Origin of the sequence: Azospirillum doebereinerae, assembly GCF_003989665.1 — a bacterium.
GTDB lineage: Bacteria > Pseudomonadota > Alphaproteobacteria > Azospirillales > Azospirillaceae > Azospirillum > Azospirillum doebereinerae.
Map to the genome: position 1 here is coordinate 91,403 of NZ_RZIJ01000012.1, position 15,612 is coordinate 107,014.

The following is a 15,612-nucleotide window of genomic DNA, read 5'->3' on the forward strand; positions in this document are numbered from 1 at the left end:
ATCGAAAGGGACGTTCCTTTGGGTGTGCCCGTCGTTCTTAACGGGCGGACGCCGCAGCGTCAACGCCGCCGGTCCGGGCGTCGCATCGCCGCATCCGGCCCGCGATCTCCTTCCAACACTAACGATCGGAGTGGAATTGGTGTAGGCTTGCCGCGAATCCACCGGCAAACGGAGAGGCGGGCGTGAGCGGAGGTGGTCTATGTCGCGGGTGACGGACATCGTGCTCCGGATGGCCCGCAAGCTGACGGAGGACGTCGCGGCGCTCGGCCGTCTGCGCGCCGCCGGGAATCCGAAGACCTTTCCCCGGTTTCGCGAGATTCGCAGCGCCTATCTCGACATCCAGGGGCTGGTCTTCTCGATCCAGGACCGGCTGGACGCGGCGGGCAAGGAGCTGCCCTCCAACTTCCCGCAATGGGTGCTGCGGCAGAAGCTGACCGCCATCGCGATCTTCACCGACATCAGCTACGGCTTCATCAGCGAGCCGCCGCTGGCGCTGACCAGCTCGCTGGGCGCCTTCGACGTGCTGGAGGCCGAGCAGCGGGCGTTCAACGAGACCCTGCACACCTTCGACACCATGCTGATGGAGGCCGGGATCGACGACAAGACCGCCGACGAACTGGACGCCACCCGCACCAAGATCGAGCAGATTCTGGGCATGATCGAACGCCTTCTGGTCAACAGCCCGAAGATCCTGAAGGAGTTTTGATGGATCAGGCCCCCGAGGTGCTGGTCCCAGAAACATCGACCATAGAGCCTTCGTCCGACACGCCCGACCCGATTCCGTCGCCGCTGGCCCGGCGGATTCCCTGGCTGGTGCTCGCCGGTGGGCTGCTGCTCTCCGCCCTGGCGTGGGACCAGTCCGCGCGCTCCCTGCACGAGGAGGCCCAGCACCGCTTCTCCATCCGGGTGGAGGAAGTGCACAGCCAGCTCGGCGACCGGCTGAAGGTCTACGACCAGTTGGTGCGCGGGGCCGCCGCGCTGTTCACCGCCTTCCCCGCCGTCCACCGCGCGGAATGGAACCGCTTCGTCGAGGGGCTGTACATCCAGCAACGCTACCCCGGCATCACCAGCGTGGCCTACGCCCGCAGAATCGAGGCCATGCGAGGCGCCGAGCTGGTTGCCGCGATGCGCGCCGACGGCGTTCCGGATTTCCGCATCTGGCCGGAGAACGCCGGGGCCGAGCGGGCGATCAACATCTTCGCCGCCCCGGTCAACGACTCCAACATCCGGGCGCTCGGTTTCGACATGATGTCGGAGGGGCTGCGCCGCACCGCCATCGAGCAGGCGCGCGACAGCGGGCAGCCGATGGCGACGCGGGCCATCACGCTGAAGATCGACGAGGTCTCCGCGCCGCAGGCGGCCTTCATCCTCTATCAGGCGACCTACAACGGCGACCGGCCGCCGCCGACCGTGGAAACGCGCCGCGCCGCCTTCACCGGCGTGGTGTTGACTCCGGTCCGCATCGCGCCTCTGGTGGACGGGCTGTTCGGCGCCGGCCGCCACGACCTGGGCATCGAGGTCTTCGACACGCCCTCCGCCGACGCCGAGTTCCCCCTCTACCGCAACGACCGGCCGGTGGCGGGAACGCCGCTGTTCTCCGTCGCCCGCGAGATGCTGGTCGGCGGGCGGATCTGGACGGTGCATTACGAGACCCGCCCGGAGGCGGAGCACGGCGCCGAGGAGTGGGTGCCGGAAGCGGTGCTGGCCGCCGGGCTGACGATCAGCGCCGCGTTGTTCCTGCTGCTGCGGGCGATGAGCGCGACCCGCGCCCGCGCCCTGGTCCTGGCCGAGCGGATGACCGAATCGCTGATGCGGCGCGACGCGGAGCGCAAGCAGCTGTTCACGCAGGCGCCACTGGGCATCGCGCTCATCGACCGCGACGGGCGGATGATCGACGCCAACCCGGCCTTCGCCCGCGCCGCCGGGCTGGAGCGCGAGGCGCTGGCCGGGCTGGACCTGCGGCTGCGCGCCGCCGACCCGGCCGTGCTCGCGGCGCTCGACACCGCCATCCGGGGCGAGAGCGGCAAGCTGGAGACCGACCAGCCCCTGCTGGTCGGCGGGCGGCGCAACCATTTCAGCCTGCATTTCCAGCCGGTGACGGCGCATGGCGAATTGCTGTTCGTGCTGGTCTTCGCCGAGGACATCGGCGAGAAGCGGCGTGCCGAGCAGCACATCCAATACCTCGCCCATTTCGACGCGCTGACCGGCCTGCCCAACCGGGTCCTGCTGTTCGACCGCATCGCCCAGGCGTTGCGCGAGGCGCGCCGCGACGGCGGCAAGGTCGGCGTCCTGTTCATCGACCTCGACCGCTTCAAGGTGATCAACGACAGCCTGGGCCATTCCTTCGGCGACGAGGTGCTGCGCTCGGTCGCCAAGCGGCTCCAGTCCGGACTGCGGGAATCCGACACGGTCGGCCGGCTGGGCGGCGACGAGTTCCTGATCGTCGTCCGACGGATGAACGAGCCCGGCGACGCGGCGGCCATCGCGGAAAAGGTGGTGGCGCATCTCGCCAGCCCCTTCGCGGTCGGCGGCCAGAGCTTCGTCGTGACGCCCAGCGTCGGCATCAGCCTCTACCCCGACGACGCCGACGACGTGGAGGGGCTGATCCGCTGCGCCGACATCGCCATGTACAGCGCCAAGGAGCAGGGGCGGAACGGCTACCGCTTCGTCACCAAGGAGATGGGGGCGAAGTCGCGCGAGCGCATGGACCTGGAAGGCAGCCTGCGCCAGGCGATCCGCGATGGCGAGCTGTTCCTGGTCTATCAGCCGCAGGTCGACACCATCGACGGCCGGCTGGTCGGGCTGGAGGCGCTGGTCCGCTGGCGCCACCCGCAGGAGGGGCTGATCATGCCCGGCCGCTTCCTGCCGGTGGCCGAGGAGACCGGGCTGGTCGTCGCCATGGGCGACTGGGTGCTGTTCGAGGCCTGCGCGCAGATCCGCCGCTGGCGCGACCGCTTCGGGCTGGACGTTCCGGTGGCGGTCAACGTGTCGGGCGCGCAGTTCCGCGACGGGCAGCTTCCGGCCAAGGTCGCCCACGCGCTGGAGGCCAACGGCCTGTCCGGGCCGGAGTTGGAGATCGAGGTCACCGAGAGCACGCTGATCGAGGACGTGCCCGCCGCCGCCGAGACCCTGGCGGCGCTGAAGGCGCGTGGCGTGCTGATCGCGCTGGACGATTTCGGCACCGGCTATTCGTCGCTCAGCTACCTGCACCGCTTCCCGATCGACAAGCTGAAGATCGACCGGTCCTTCATCCACGACCTGTCCACCGGGGCCAGCAACGCGTCGGTCCCCCGCGCCATTGTCGGGCTGGGCCGCAGCCTGGGCCTGTCGGTCATCGCCGAGGGCGTCGAGACGGAGGAGCAGTTGCAGCTTCTGCGCGACCTGTCCTGCGAGAGCTACCAGGGCTTCCTGTTCAGCCGCCCGGTTCCGGTGGAGCAGGTGGACGCGCTGTTGGCCGCGCTGCCGGCTCGGTGATGAAGAGAGGGCCGTCGGCCATCATTAACGGATTTAATCTCCCCTGATCCGAACACCATCAATAATAAAACGATCAGGCGCCGGAAAAAATAGAGACAATCGCGCATTAACCATTGAAGAAAAAAGGTAAAGAGCATTCCAAAAGCGCAATTTTGACTTGCTGCTTGCGCCACCCTTGAAAACAATGGATCGTTTGATCGTGCCACACGGGCACTTATCGGGGGGATCATGATGCATATTCGGGTTTTGGCGCTCGCTTTGGCCACTGGCGTGATGATGGCGGGGATCGGCGGAGCGGTTGCCCAAACGAAGGGCGATTGGGTTCTCGGCCGCTACAAGGGTGGCGACTACTGGTTTCCCGGCGTGATCCAGAGCGTGACGGAGTCGAAGGCCGTCGTCGTGTACGACGACGGCGACAAGGAAACGGTGAGCCTCTCGAATCTGCGCCCCTACGACTGGAAGGTCGGCGGGAAGGTCGAGTGCAATTATAAGGGCGCCGGCAAGTGGTATTCGGGCGTGATCGCCTCGCTGGACGCCGAAAACATCGGCATCAACTACGATGACGGCGACAAGGAGAAGACCAAGACCGGGCGCTGCCGTTCGAAGTGATGCCTGAGGAGAGGAAAGGCTTTCATTGGCCGATCCTCGGCGGAGCCGCTTTGAAACCCATGTGGCCCACCGGCCAAAAGCTGGAAGGCCGCATCGGACCGCCGCAACGCCGGCTTTGGCCGTACGCCATAGACTGTCGCGACCGCGTGTTCACGGCGAAAGCCATGATGGTCGGCACCGGTGCTTCCGCGTTGACAAGCGAAACCAGCTCTTGCGGAACCGTGCACCGCCGGGGCGGCTCCGCCTGGACCGTCATCCGCGTTCTCATTGGCGGCCCCCTCGCCAATCGCTTGATCGGTCAGCGGTTGCCGGCTCGGTGAGCGAACATCCGGTTGGACGCAGGATCAAAAGAAATGGACACCAAGGCTAACAGGGGAAAAAGCGATCTGATAGATTTTTCCTTGAACCACAATGCGCAATCACCGAAGCAGTCGACAAATGATAGATCCCCAAACTGACGCCCTATCGTTTGCACGGTATAGGAAAGAGGCGAAAAGCCTGAACGATCGCCCGGTCTTTTTGATGTGGGGTGCCTTTGCCGGGGTGTCCGCTGAAACGGTTCTCATCACGTGTTCGGAGCAATTCCAACAGGCGCCCTCCAAAGCGAAGTCGCAAGTCATTTACGATTGGCTGGTCAACCAGGACAATAAAAAGGCGTCCAGATACGGTTGGGGAGCGATAAATCTTCAGGCCGATGGCATTCAGGACATTCCATCCGTCAATACTGCCGTGAATAAAATTTACGAAGATTCAAAATATTACGCAGCAAGAAAGACATGGATTGGAAAGTTAAGAAATCAGCTCGACAATACTCTGGGAAACATCCCAGCGCCCGATATGTACGATCCTATTTTAGAAATTGCGATCAAAGCTGCTTATTCATCGTCAACTGGGGATAATTCCTTCAGCATGTTCAAATTGGAAAAAATCAATCCACGAGAGCAGGCGGGCATGGTCAATCGTTTGAAAGCGATGGAACTGTTGGAAAAGGAGTTTCGGAAAGCCGGCTTCAACACGGCGAAAATGGGGTTTCGCTTGCCTTTCCGTTTCCGTTGACAGTGCGCCCAATTAGCGGAAATACCCAATAATTCTGAAAGAATGGGCGGGAAAAGACCATGCCCGTGCATAACCACTGCGGGCCTTCGCAGCCTCCACGCACACCCTGCCCTTATCTCATGGTAAAAATTCGCCCACCCCACCGAGGGGCCAAGGTTCATCTCCTCCCAGCCCAACGAGGCGAGAGCCCCCTCTTCACCCCCGCAGCAATTCCAGCGTCGCCAACGCCATGACCTTGGCCGACTGCTCCATGTCGTCGATGCCGACATATTCGTCGGGCTGGTGGGCCAGATCGAGGATTCCGGGACCGTAGGCGATGCAGTCCTTCAGGTGGCCGACCCGCACCACATGCTTCTGGTCGTAGGTGCCGGGCGACACCACCCGTTCGGCCGGGCGGCCCAGCACCGTCTCGATGGCGCCGGCCACCGCCCGCACCACCGGGGCGTCGGCGTCGGTCATCGTCGGCAGGAAGGCCAGCACCTCGCGCAGGTCGTAGTCGAAGCCGGGGCGCGAGGCCCGCAGCCCCTCCAGGATGCCGACGATCTCGCCGCGCACCGCCTCGGGGTCCTCCTCGATCAGGTAGCGGCGGTCGATCACCATGCGGCAGCGGTCCGGCACCATCGGGCTGGGCAGCCCGTCGTGGTCCTCGCGCTGGCCGCCATGGATGGCGTTGATGTTGATGGTGGATTGCCGGGCACCCTCCGGCACCACCGGCATGGCCGTGCGCTTCCCGGCGAGGCGGGGGATCAGATCCTCCTCGATCCGGTGCAGCACGGCGCCCATGTGGCGCACCGCGCAGTTGCCGAGAAACGGCATGGAGCCGTGGGCGACGCGGCCCTTGGTCTCGATCTCCGCCCACCAGACGCCGCGATGGCCGATGCAGACCCGGTCCACGTTCAGCGGCTCCGGGATGATGACGTGGTCGACGCGCGGCCTGGAGAAATAGCCCAGCGTCGCCAGATGCCCGACCCCGCCGTAGCCGCCGGACTCCTCGTCCACCGTGCCGGAGATCTCGAGGGCGCCGGCGGTCAGCAGCCCCTCGTCGAGCAGCGCCTCCACCGCGACGATCGACGCGGCGATGCCGCCCTTCATGTCGCAGGCGCCGCGCCCATACACCCGCCCGTCCCGCACCTCGCCGCCGAAGGGATCGACCGTCCATCCCTGCCCTGGCGGCACCACGTCGATGTGGCCGTTGAAATGCACGCAGGGACCCGGCCGTGCGCCCTCGATGCGGGCGACGACGTTGGTGCGCGGGTAGCGGTCGCTGTCCCCGGCGGCCCCCACCGCCCGCACATACTCCACCTGGAAGCCGCGCGCGGCGAGCCGCCGGCCGATCAGCTTGGCGCAGTCGGTGTAGACGTCACCCGGCGGGTTGACGGTGGGGATGCGGATGAGATCCTGCGTCAACGCCACCAGATCGTCGCGGCGCTCCTCGATGCGGCGGAACAGGGTGTCGGTGGGGGGAAGGGGCGGCATGGCGTCTCCCGGATTGTCTGTGTCGCCGAGTGTCCACCCTCCCCCGCCGTGCGTCCAGCCCTCCGTCGGAAACAGCTTTCGCCCGCCCGAGCCTTCCGTCCGGCGCCGGGCGCCGCTACAGTCCCCCGACGACACCACCGACCACTACGCTTTGGAGCACGCAGGATGACCGTCACGCACCCCGCCGGACTGGAGCGTCCGACGCTCGACGATTCGGCCATCGCCGACGCGGCCGCCCGCTTCGTCGCTGGACGCCGCTCGGCGGTCGGGTTCGACGCCTTCCCCGGCCCCGCGCCGGAGGATCTGGCGACCGCCTACGCCATCCAGTTGACGGCGGCCAGCGTCTGGGCCGACCCCATCGCCGGTTGGAAGATCGCGCTGGTCCCCCCGGCCAAGCAGGAGCAGTTGGGGAGCGGCCGCTTCCTGGGCCCGATCTTTACCGGCATGGTCGCCAAGGCCGGCGAGGGCGCGCTGTCCTTCCCGGTGATCCCGAGCGGATTCGGCGCGGTCGAGGCCGAGTTCGTCGTCCGCATCGCCGCCGACGCGCCCGCCGACAAGCTGGACTATTCCCCGGCCGAGGCAAGCGCCTTCATCGCCTCCATTCACGCCGGGATCGAGATCGTCGGCAGCCCACTGTCCACGATCACCACGCTGGGGCCGACCGTGGCCGCCGCCGCCTTCGGCAACAACATCGGGCTGGTCGTCGGCGCGGAGATCCCCGGCGGGCTGGAAGCGCTCGACACTCTGCGCTCGGAGGTCGTCATCGACAACCAGAGCGTCGGCGTCGGCAGCACCGCCAGCATCCCCGGCGGCATCGCCACGGCGGTGGCCTTCGCGCTGGGCATGGCGGCGCGGCTGGGGCATCCCCTGAGGGCCGGCCAGTGGCTGTCCACAGGCGCGCTCAGCGGGATGCACCCGATCAACGCCGGCCAGCAGGCCCGCATCAGCTTCACCGGCCTGGAGCCGATGACCGGCACCGCCGTCGCCGCCACGCCGGTGGTGTGAGGGGCGTAGAGTTCGGTATTAAGAAAGTTAGCCCCTCTCCCCTCGCGGGAGAGGGGCTCTGTCAGCACCTATGCGCCTTCGCAGAAATGGGCCGAAGTTCAGGCCCCCGCCAACTCGCGGATCTTGCTCTTCAGCAGCTTGCCGGTCGCGGTGTGGGGCAGCGTCTCGACGAAGCGCACGTCGTCGGGGATGCACCATTTGGCGACCTTGCCCTCGAACACCGCCAGCAGGTCCTCCTTGGTCAGGCTGGCGCCCTCCTTCACCACGACGACCAGCAGCGGGCGCTCGCCCCATTTCTCGTCGGGGATGGCGATGGCGGCGGCCTCGGCGACGGCGGGGTGGCCGACCGCGATGTTCTCCAAGTCGATGGAGCTGATCCACTCGCCGCCCGACTTGATGACGTCCTTGGTGCGGTCCACGATCTGGACGTAGCCGTCGGCGTCCATCGTCACCACGTCGCCGGTCTCGAACCAGCCGGGCATCGTCTCGTGCGCCGGGCTGGCCTCCACCCCGAAATAGCCGCCGCACACCCAAGCGCCGCGCACCAGCAGCCGGCCGAAGCTGGTGCCGTCGCGCGGCACGTCGACGCCGGCCGCATCGACGACTCGCAATTCGATGCCGCAGATCGGCCGCCCCTGCTTCGAGGCCAGCGCCAGCGACGAATCGGCGTCCATCCCGGCGTGCTTGCCCTTGGGCATGTTGGCGAGGCCGAGCGGGCTGGTCTCCGTCATGCCCCAGGCGTGCAGCACCTCGACGCCCAGCTCCCGGAAGCGCTGGATCATCATCGGCGGGCAGGCGGAGCCGCCGATGGCGACGCGGCGCAGCGTGCCCAACGTCTTGCCGTTGGCGTGCAGCCAGTTCAGCAGGGCGAGCCAGACGGTCGGCACCCCGGCGGTGTTGGTCACGCGCTCCGCCTCGAACAGCTCGTGCAGGCTGGCGCCGTCCAGCTTGGGGCCGGGGAAGACCAGCTTGGCGCCGACCATCGGCGCGGCGTAGGGGATGCCCCAGGCGTTGACGTGGAACATCGGCACCACCGGCAGCACCACGTCCGAGGCCGACAGGTCGAACACGTCGGGCAGGCAGGCCGCCATCGCGTGCAGCAGGGCGGAGCGGTGGCTGTACAGCACGCCTTTGGGGTTGCCGGTGGTGCCCGAGGTGTAGCACATGCCGCAGGCGGTGTTTTCGTCCAGCTCCGGCCAGTCGAAGCGGTCGGGCTGTTCGGCCAGCAGATCCTCGTAACACAGCAGGTTGGGCAGCGAGGACGCCGGCATGTTGGCGGCGTCGGTCATCACGACGATGGCCTTCACCCCCTTCAGGTGATCGGCGATGCCCTCCAGCAGCGGGATGAAGGTGAGGTCGGCGAACAGCACGCGGTCTTCGGCGTGGTTGACGATGTAGGCGATCTGTTCGGGGAACAGGCGGGGGTTGATGGTGTGACAGACCATCCCCGAGCCGCCGATGGCGTAATAGCATTCCAGATGCCGGTAGCCGTTCCAGGCCAGCGTGCCGACCCGGTCGCCCGGTTGCAATCCCAGCGCCGCCAGCGCGTTCGCCAGCCTCTGCGCCCGCGCCCAGGCGTCGGCGTAGCTGTGGCGGTGGATCGGCCCCTCGGTCGTGCGCGACACGATCTCGGTGTCGGCGTGGTAGAGCGCCGCGTGGCGCAGCACCGAGGTGACCAGCAGGGGCGTCCCCATCATCATTCCGCGCAGCATCGTTTCACTCCCGGTTCTTTGGTTTTGTCGTGGCGTCCGGTCCTATGCGGGCCGGCGCCCGTTCCACCATCCTAGAATCGGCGTGAAGCGGTTTCCAGACAAGCCCGCATCAGGAGCGCGGCGGGTCGCGCGGGGCGACGCGCGGGAAGCGCAGGGTGAAGGTGGCGCCCTCCCCCGGCCGGCTGTCGAGCCGGACATGGCCGCGCAAGGTTCGCGTCACCAGCGTGTGGACGATGTTCAGACCGAGCCCGCTGCCGCCGCTGTCCCGGCTGGTCGTGAAGAAGGGTTCGAACACCCGGCCGTGCAGGCTGGCCGGAATGCCGCGCCCGTCGTCGGCGTAGACCAGCGTCACCTCGCCGTCCTTCTCGGTCACGGCGATGCGCAGGGCGCCGCGCCGCTCGGCGCCGTAGCCATGGACGATCGAGTTCATCACCAGATTGGTCAGGATCTGCCCGAAGGCGCCGGGGTAGCTGTCGAGCGTCAGGGTGTCCGGACAGCTCACGCTCACCGCGTGGCCGGCGCGGCGAATCCGCATGCCCAGGCTGCGCAGGACCTCGTGGATGTAGTCGTTCAGTTCGAAGACCCGGCGCTCCTCGCTCGCCTGGTCGACGGCGACCCGCTTGAAGCTCTGGATCAGGCGGGCGGCGCGCTCGATGTTCAAAAGCATCAATTGCGTCGCCTCGTCGGCGGTGTCCATGAAGTCGGCGAAGTCGCCGCGCCGCAGGGTCCCCTCCTCGAACAGCCGGCGCAGGCCCCGCGCCTTGTCGGCCAGCAGCGAGGCGCCGGTCAGCGCGATACCGACCGGCGTGTTGATCTCATGCGTCACCCCGGCCACCAGCGAGCCCAGCGCCGCCATCTTCTCGGCCTGGATCAGATGGACCTGCGCCTCCTTCAGGTCCTGCAGGGCGCGCTCCGCCTCGTCCTTGGCGCTGCGCACGGCCTCGGCAGCGCGCACGCTCTCGGTCACGTCGGTGTGGGAGCCGACGATGCGGAAGGGCCGCCCGTCGTCGCCCGGAACGCCGATGCAGCGCGTGTCCAGGTAGACCGTGTGGCCCTGCTTGTGGCGGTAGCGCTGGAGCAGATGGCTTTCCATCGCCAGCCCGGCCGTCATCTCCGCGACCATCCGCAGCGCGTCGAGACGGTCGTCGGGGTGGATCAGTTCCTCCCAGCGCTGGCGGCGGTTGTCCATCTCCGCCTCGCCGTAGCCGAGCAGCCCCCACCATTGCGGCGAGAACCAGACACCGTCGCCGCCCAGCTCCCACTGCGAGATGCCCTCCCGCGCGGCGCGGATGGCCAATTCCAGCAACTCGCGGTTGGCGGCGAGTTCGCGCTCGGTCCGCTTACGCTCGGTGATGTCGGCGTAGGTGGTGACGAAGCCGCCGTCGGGCAGGGCCAGCGTCACCGTCTCGATGATCAGCCCGTCGGGCCGGACGCGCTCGTTGTAGAAGGGCCAGGAGGCGTTGCGGATGTAGTCGAGCCGCTGCGCCACCAAGTCCGCCACCGCGCCGCCGCCGTAGCCGCCCCGTTCGGCGATGTGGCGGACCACCTCCTCATAGGGCTGTTCGTAGCGCGGGAAGGCCGGGTCGATGAACAGCAACTCCAGCACCCGGTGGTTCCAGGCGACCAGCCGCAGATGGCGGTCGAAGGCCATGACGCCCTGGCTGAGGCATTCGAGGACGAGGCTGGTCTTGGCCCAGGGGCTCTCCCGGTCGGACGGCACGGGCGGGGACGTCGGGCAGGAGGCCGGGGCGAGACCGGTCGCCGACAGCAGCCAGCCGCCCGCCTCTCCCTGCCCCAGCGTCAGGATCGACGTGGCGCCGCCGGGCAACGGCCAATCCTCGGCCTTCCCCTTGCGCAGAGAATCCGCCGCCGGCCGGCCGAACAGATCGTCCAGCGTGGCACCGGACAGCTTGAGCGGCACGCCACCGGGAGCGGCGCCGAACAGACCGGCGAAAGCCACGTTCGACCACACCAGCCGACCGTCGGCGCCGAAGCGGGCAAATCCCCCGTCCGTCATGCGCGCGCTCCTCCTGCGCAGGAACAATCTCCCAAGGGCTGGCGCCCGGAATTCCCTACAAAGTGGCACAAATCACACTAAAACACGTTTTGAATTCATCCGTTCCATTCTTGTCCCTTCTGGGTTGCCGGACAAGCGACAAGCTGTAACAACGGCGGGACGCTTTCCGCTTGAAATCATTGCCCTTCGCCTCCTAATGCTGCGCTGACACGCGGAAGACCGCGTTGCAAACCGCTGGCCGGGAAGGATTATCAATGCCCGACATAGCGGCATATTCAGGGCTTTTTCTCGTCTCTTTCATTGCCGCGACAATTTTTCCCGCCCAGTCCGAACTGCTGCTGGCGAGCATGCACGCGTCTGGCCGCTACGACGACGGGCTGCTGATCCTGGTGGCGACCGTCGGCAACGTCGGGGGATCGGCCGCCAACTGGGCGCTCGGACGTTACCTGATGCATTTTCAGGACCGGCGCTGGTTCCCGGCCTCGCCCGCGCTGGTCGAGCGGGCGACGCGCTGGTACCAGCGTTTCGGCGTGTGGTCGCTGCTGCTGGCCTGGGTTCCGATCATCGGCGATCCGCTGACGCTGGTGGCCGGAATCCTGCGGGTGGACATCCGGCTGTTCCTGCTGCTGGTCACGCTGGGCAAGGCCGGACGCTACGCGATACTGATGGTTGCCATTTAGAATCATTGACTTAGCGACACGTATCGACGCAATAAGACTCTTGAGGGAAAGCGTCCGGCGCAGTATCACCGGGTCCTGAAACGCGGATCCACCGCGCCGCCGGGAAGCCGCGAGCTTCGCGAGATTTTCCAGAATCCCCTGTCCGTTTGACCGAGGTCAATGGAGACGGGACGGCGACCGCCTATGGTCCACGCGCACTCAGACCCGGAACCAGGCCCCTCGACATGCCAGACGGAAGCATCGTTCAGCCGGAGAAGGCCCTTCCCGCCCCGGTCACGCTGTTCGAAAGCCAGAAGAACATCCATCCCAAGGCGGTCAAGGGATACTACCGCCGTCTCAAGACGCTGACCTTCACGGTCCTGCTGGCGCTGTTCTTCATCGCCCCCTGGATCCGTTGGGAACGCGGCGGCGACGCGCCGGCCCAGGCGGTGCTGTTCGATCTGACGACGCCGCGCTTCTTCATCTTCTGGATCGAGATCTGGCCGCAGGAAATCTACTACCTGACCGGCGTGCTGATCTTCGCGGCGCTGGGGCTGTTCCTGGCGACCTCGCTGGCCGGGCGGGTGTGGTGCGGCTTCGGCTGCCCGCACACGGTGTGGACCGACCTGTTCGTGTGGATCGAGCGGATCTTCGAGGGCGACCGGGCGGAGCGCATCCGCAACGACAAGGCCCCCTGGAGCCCCCGCAAGGTGATGCGCAAGGCCGGCAAGCACGCCGGCTGGATCGCCCTCAGCCTCGTCACCGGCTTCGGCTTCGTCGCCTACTTCACCGACGCGCCGGCCCTGGCGCTCGATCTGGTGACCTTCCAGGCCTCCTACGAATCCTACAGCTTCTTCGCCCTGTTCGCCGGCATGACCTATCTGATGGCCGGCTGGACCCGCGAGCAGATGTGCAAGTACATGTGCCCGTGGCCGCGCATCCAGGGCGCCATGCTGGACGAGCACAGCCTCGTCGTCACCTACCGCGCCGACCGGGGCGACAACCGCGGCCCCAAGCGCAAGTCGCAGAGCTGGGACGAGCGCCGGGCCAAGGGCTTCGGCGACTGCATCGACTGCAAGGCCTGCGTCCAGGTCTGCCCGATCGGCATCGACGTGCGCAGCGGCGAGGAAGCCGCCGACTGCATCAACTGCGGCCTGTGCGTGGACGCCTGCGACAGCATCATGATCGCGCAGGGGCTGCCGACCAAGCTGATCGCCTTCGATTCGCTGGCAGCCCAGGAGACCCGCGCCCAGGGCAAGCCCTATGTCTGGACCCTGATCCGCCCGCGCACCATCCTGTACGGGCTGATGATGCTGGTCATCGGCGGCGCCATGGCCTGGAGCTTCGCGCTGCGCCCCCGTCTGGACATCACGGTGCTGCGCGACCGCGCGCCGCTGTTCGTCACCCTGTCGGACGGCAGCCTGCGCAACGCCTACACCTTCAAGGTCGCCAACAAGACCCGGCAGGCGCGGGCCTACACCCTCACCGTCGCCGGCGTGGCCGGGGCCGAGGTGAAGGTGATCGGCGAGGACGAGAGCACCGCGAACCAGACGCACGCCGCCCTGATCGCGGCCTCGCCCGACAGCGTCGCCACCTACCGTGTCTACGTGACGGCGCCGCGCTCCAGCCTGAAGGAGGCGTCGGTGCCGCTGACCTTCCAGCTGGTCGACAGCGCCAACGCCGACCAGGACAGCCACGACAGCGTCTTCATGGGACCGGCGCCCGGCCGGTAAAGGGACGCCGACCGAGACTTCGGGACCGGGCTCCCACCCGGATCGCGTGCAAAAAAGGCGGCGGGCCGCACTTCGGCCTACCGCCTTTTTGCCATGGATCGAATGGGGCCTCTCCGCATGGACAGTTTGCGGATTGCGTTCCGCGCCTCACCTGACTCATCGAACGAGGGATGGACAATCCCGGAACGAGGTGAGGCAGCCATGCTCTTCGATTTCGAGCCCTCGGGCATCAACGACACCTACCTGCGCCTGACGCGCAACGGCCTGTCCTGCATCGTCGCCCCGGCGGGCGTGTGGAATGGGCTGCTGCGGGTCAACTACATCGTCTCCGGCACGCCGGGAACGCCCGAACCGCACATGGTCTTCCGCTGCCTGGACGTGGGCTGGGACGACGGACGGTTCTGCTGGAAGGGCCGCTCGGCCCCGGTGATGACCGGGTCGGCGATGGTCGACATCCTGCTGGAGCGCGGCCTCGTCAACGAGGCGGAGGCCGAACGGCTGCTGTTCGGCATCAACGCGCCGGCCATGGGCGCCTCCTCGGACGAGGCGCTGATGCTGCGCGCCATGCTGGGCGGCTGCAGCTTCACTCCCATCTACGACGACGAGCCCCTGCGCACCGAAGCGCCGGTCGTGGTTGGCTTCGCCCTGCGGACCCTGTCGGACCCCGGCGCCTATGTGCTGGAGGCGCGCGGCGGGGTGCCGGTGCTGGATCCGGTGGCGCGCGACGCGCTCAAACGGCAGGTCGGCGCGCTTCTCTGATCCGCTCCCACGGCGCCTTCCTTTCGTCTTGAACCTTTGGGCGATGGAAACTGTCACGATCCGGGAGCATTCTGTCTCCACCGGACATGCCTTCGATCCTCGGAGCCTCGCCGACGCACGCTTACCGCACCGCCAATCTTTCTCAAGGACGAGCCGGACATGCGCACGACCATCACCGACCGCTGCACCGCCCTGATCGGCCGCGCCCGCGCCGTCCTGCGCCGCCGCTCCTTCCGCAAGCCCGACCTCCACGGCCTGCTGGGCATGGAACTGCTCGACATGGAACTGTTCCGCAACGACATCCGTGGCTGAGCCCCTTCGGATTTCCTCCGGACTTCCTAGCCCGTTCGCATCGCTTTCCTGACGGAACGAAGCCCGCTATGGTCCCGCGCCGGCCACGTCTCGGCTGTGGGAGCCGGCGGCCGAACCGACAGGACACCAAGACATGGACGCCGATTCCATCCGTGCCGCCTACCGCCGCTACGCCGGCTTCTACGACCGCGTGTTCGGGGTTCTGCTGGCCTCGGGCCGGCACGCGGCGGTCGCCTGGCTGAACCGCCGGGGCGGACTGCGCATCCTGGAGGTCGGCGTCGGCACCGGCCTGTCGCTCTCCGATTACCGCAAGGACAACCGCGTCGTCGGCATCGACCTGTCGACCGACATGCTGAAGGTCGCGCAGGAGCGGGTGGCGCGCGAGCGGCTCGACCATGTCGAAGGGCTGCTGGAGATGGACGCCGGCAAGCTGGCCTTCGCCGACGGCAGCTTCGACGTGGTGGTCGCCATGTACGTGATGACCGTCGTCCCCGACCCCCAGGGCACGATGGCGGAGCTGGAGCGCGTCTGCAAACCCGGCGGCGACATCGTCATCGTCAATCATTTCGCCGCCCCCCGCCCCGGCCTCCGGCGCGCGGTGGAAGGCTGGCTGGCGCCGCTGTCGAAGAAACTCGGCTGGCGGCCGGACTTCACCATGGACGCCATGATGAAGGGCTCGCGCCTAGCGGTGGAGAGCGTCCGGACGGTGCCGCCCTTCGGCCTCTTCAGCCTGCTGCACTGCCGCCGCCAGAACGCGTGACGAGTCACGCGTGACGCGCGGCGGCGGAGCCTGTTAGGCT

At 67.3% G+C, this 15,612-nt stretch carries 13 protein-coding genes; 10 read left to right on the forward strand and 3 right to left on the reverse strand.

What is annotated here, in order from left to right; all coding sequences use genetic code 11:
- Positions 1–199 precede the first annotated feature (199 nt).
- The 4 genes from EJ913_RS16080 to EJ913_RS16095 all read left to right on the forward strand — a co-directional run bounded on the left by EJ913_RS16080 (position 200) and on the right by EJ913_RS16095 (position 5,139).
- Positions 200–706, forward strand: a complete 507-nt coding sequence (locus EJ913_RS16080; protein ID WP_126999640.1) for a hypothetical protein — start codon at positions 200–202, stop codon at positions 704–706.
- Positions 706–3,474, forward strand: a complete 2,769-nt coding sequence (locus EJ913_RS16085; protein WP_126999642.1) for a bifunctional diguanylate cyclase/phosphodiesterase — start codon at positions 706–708, stop codon at positions 3,472–3,474. The genes EJ913_RS16080 and EJ913_RS16085 overlap by 1 nt, the downstream gene beginning before the upstream one ends.
- Before the next feature lie 228 nt (positions 3,475–3,702).
- Positions 3,703–4,083 (forward strand): tudor domain-containing protein, encoded by a 381-nt coding sequence (locus tag EJ913_RS16090; RefSeq protein ID WP_211098969.1) that lies wholly within the window; start codon positions 3,703–3,705, stop codon positions 4,081–4,083.
- A gap of 438 nt (positions 4,084–4,521) precedes the next feature.
- Positions 4,522–5,139: a hypothetical protein gene (locus EJ913_RS16095; RefSeq protein ID WP_126999644.1), complete on the forward strand. Its 618-nt coding sequence runs from the start codon at positions 4,522–4,524 to the stop codon at positions 5,137–5,139.
- Positions 5,140–5,334: 195 nt separating this feature from the next.
- On the opposite strand, the gene EJ913_RS16100 is transcribed toward EJ913_RS16095, so the two are convergent.
- Positions 5,335–6,615, reverse strand: a complete 1,281-nt coding sequence (locus EJ913_RS16100; protein WP_126999646.1) for an acetylornithine deacetylase/succinyl-diaminopimelate desuccinylase family protein — start codon at positions 6,613–6,615, stop codon at positions 5,335–5,337.
- 165 nt (positions 6,616–6,780) lie between these two features.
- Between EJ913_RS16100 and EJ913_RS16105 the strand changes: the two genes are divergently transcribed.
- Entirely contained in the window at positions 6,781–7,620 is an 840-nt protein-coding gene (locus EJ913_RS16105; RefSeq protein WP_126999648.1) for a 2-keto-4-pentenoate hydratase, read from the forward strand.
- 98 nt (positions 7,621–7,718) lie between these two features.
- On the opposite strand, the gene EJ913_RS16110 is transcribed toward EJ913_RS16105, so the two are convergent.
- Positions 7,719–9,332 (reverse strand): 3-(methylthio)propionyl-CoA ligase, encoded by a 1,614-nt coding sequence (locus EJ913_RS16110; protein ID WP_126999650.1) that lies wholly within the window; start codon positions 9,330–9,332, stop codon positions 7,719–7,721.
- Between the two features lie 109 nt (positions 9,333–9,441).
- Positions 9,442–11,349, reverse strand: coding sequence for a PAS-domain containing protein (locus EJ913_RS16115; protein WP_126999652.1), 1,908 nt, complete (start codon positions 11,347–11,349; stop codon positions 9,442–9,444).
- Between the two features lie 347 nt (positions 11,350–11,696).
- Between EJ913_RS16115 and EJ913_RS16120 the strand changes: the two genes are divergently transcribed.
- The 5 genes from EJ913_RS16120 to EJ913_RS16135 all read left to right on the forward strand — a co-directional run bounded on the left by EJ913_RS16120 (position 11,697) and on the right by EJ913_RS16135 (position 15,572).
- A complete protein-coding gene (locus EJ913_RS16120; protein ID WP_338019053.1) occupies positions 11,697–12,029 on the forward strand; it encodes a YqaA family protein in 333 nt (110 codons plus the stop codon).
- A 224-nt stretch (positions 12,030–12,253) separates the two neighbouring features.
- A complete protein-coding gene (ccoG, locus tag EJ913_RS16125) occupies positions 12,254–13,741 on the forward strand; it encodes a cytochrome c oxidase accessory protein CcoG (RefSeq protein ID WP_126999656.1) in 1,488 nt (495 codons plus the stop codon).
- 201 nt (positions 13,742–13,942) lie between these two features.
- Positions 13,943–14,500, forward strand: a complete 558-nt coding sequence (locus EJ913_RS16130; RefSeq protein ID WP_126999658.1) for a hypothetical protein — start codon at positions 13,943–13,945, stop codon at positions 14,498–14,500.
- A 159-nt stretch (positions 14,501–14,659) separates the two neighbouring features.
- Positions 14,660–14,812 (forward strand): hypothetical protein, encoded by a 153-nt coding sequence (locus EJ913_RS31660; RefSeq protein ID WP_185909797.1) that lies wholly within the window; start codon positions 14,660–14,662, stop codon positions 14,810–14,812.
- Between the two features lie 133 nt (positions 14,813–14,945).
- Positions 14,946–15,572, forward strand: a complete 627-nt coding sequence (locus EJ913_RS16135) for a class I SAM-dependent methyltransferase (RefSeq protein WP_126999660.1) — start codon at positions 14,946–14,948, stop codon at positions 15,570–15,572.
- Positions 15,573–15,612 lie beyond the last annotated feature (40 nt).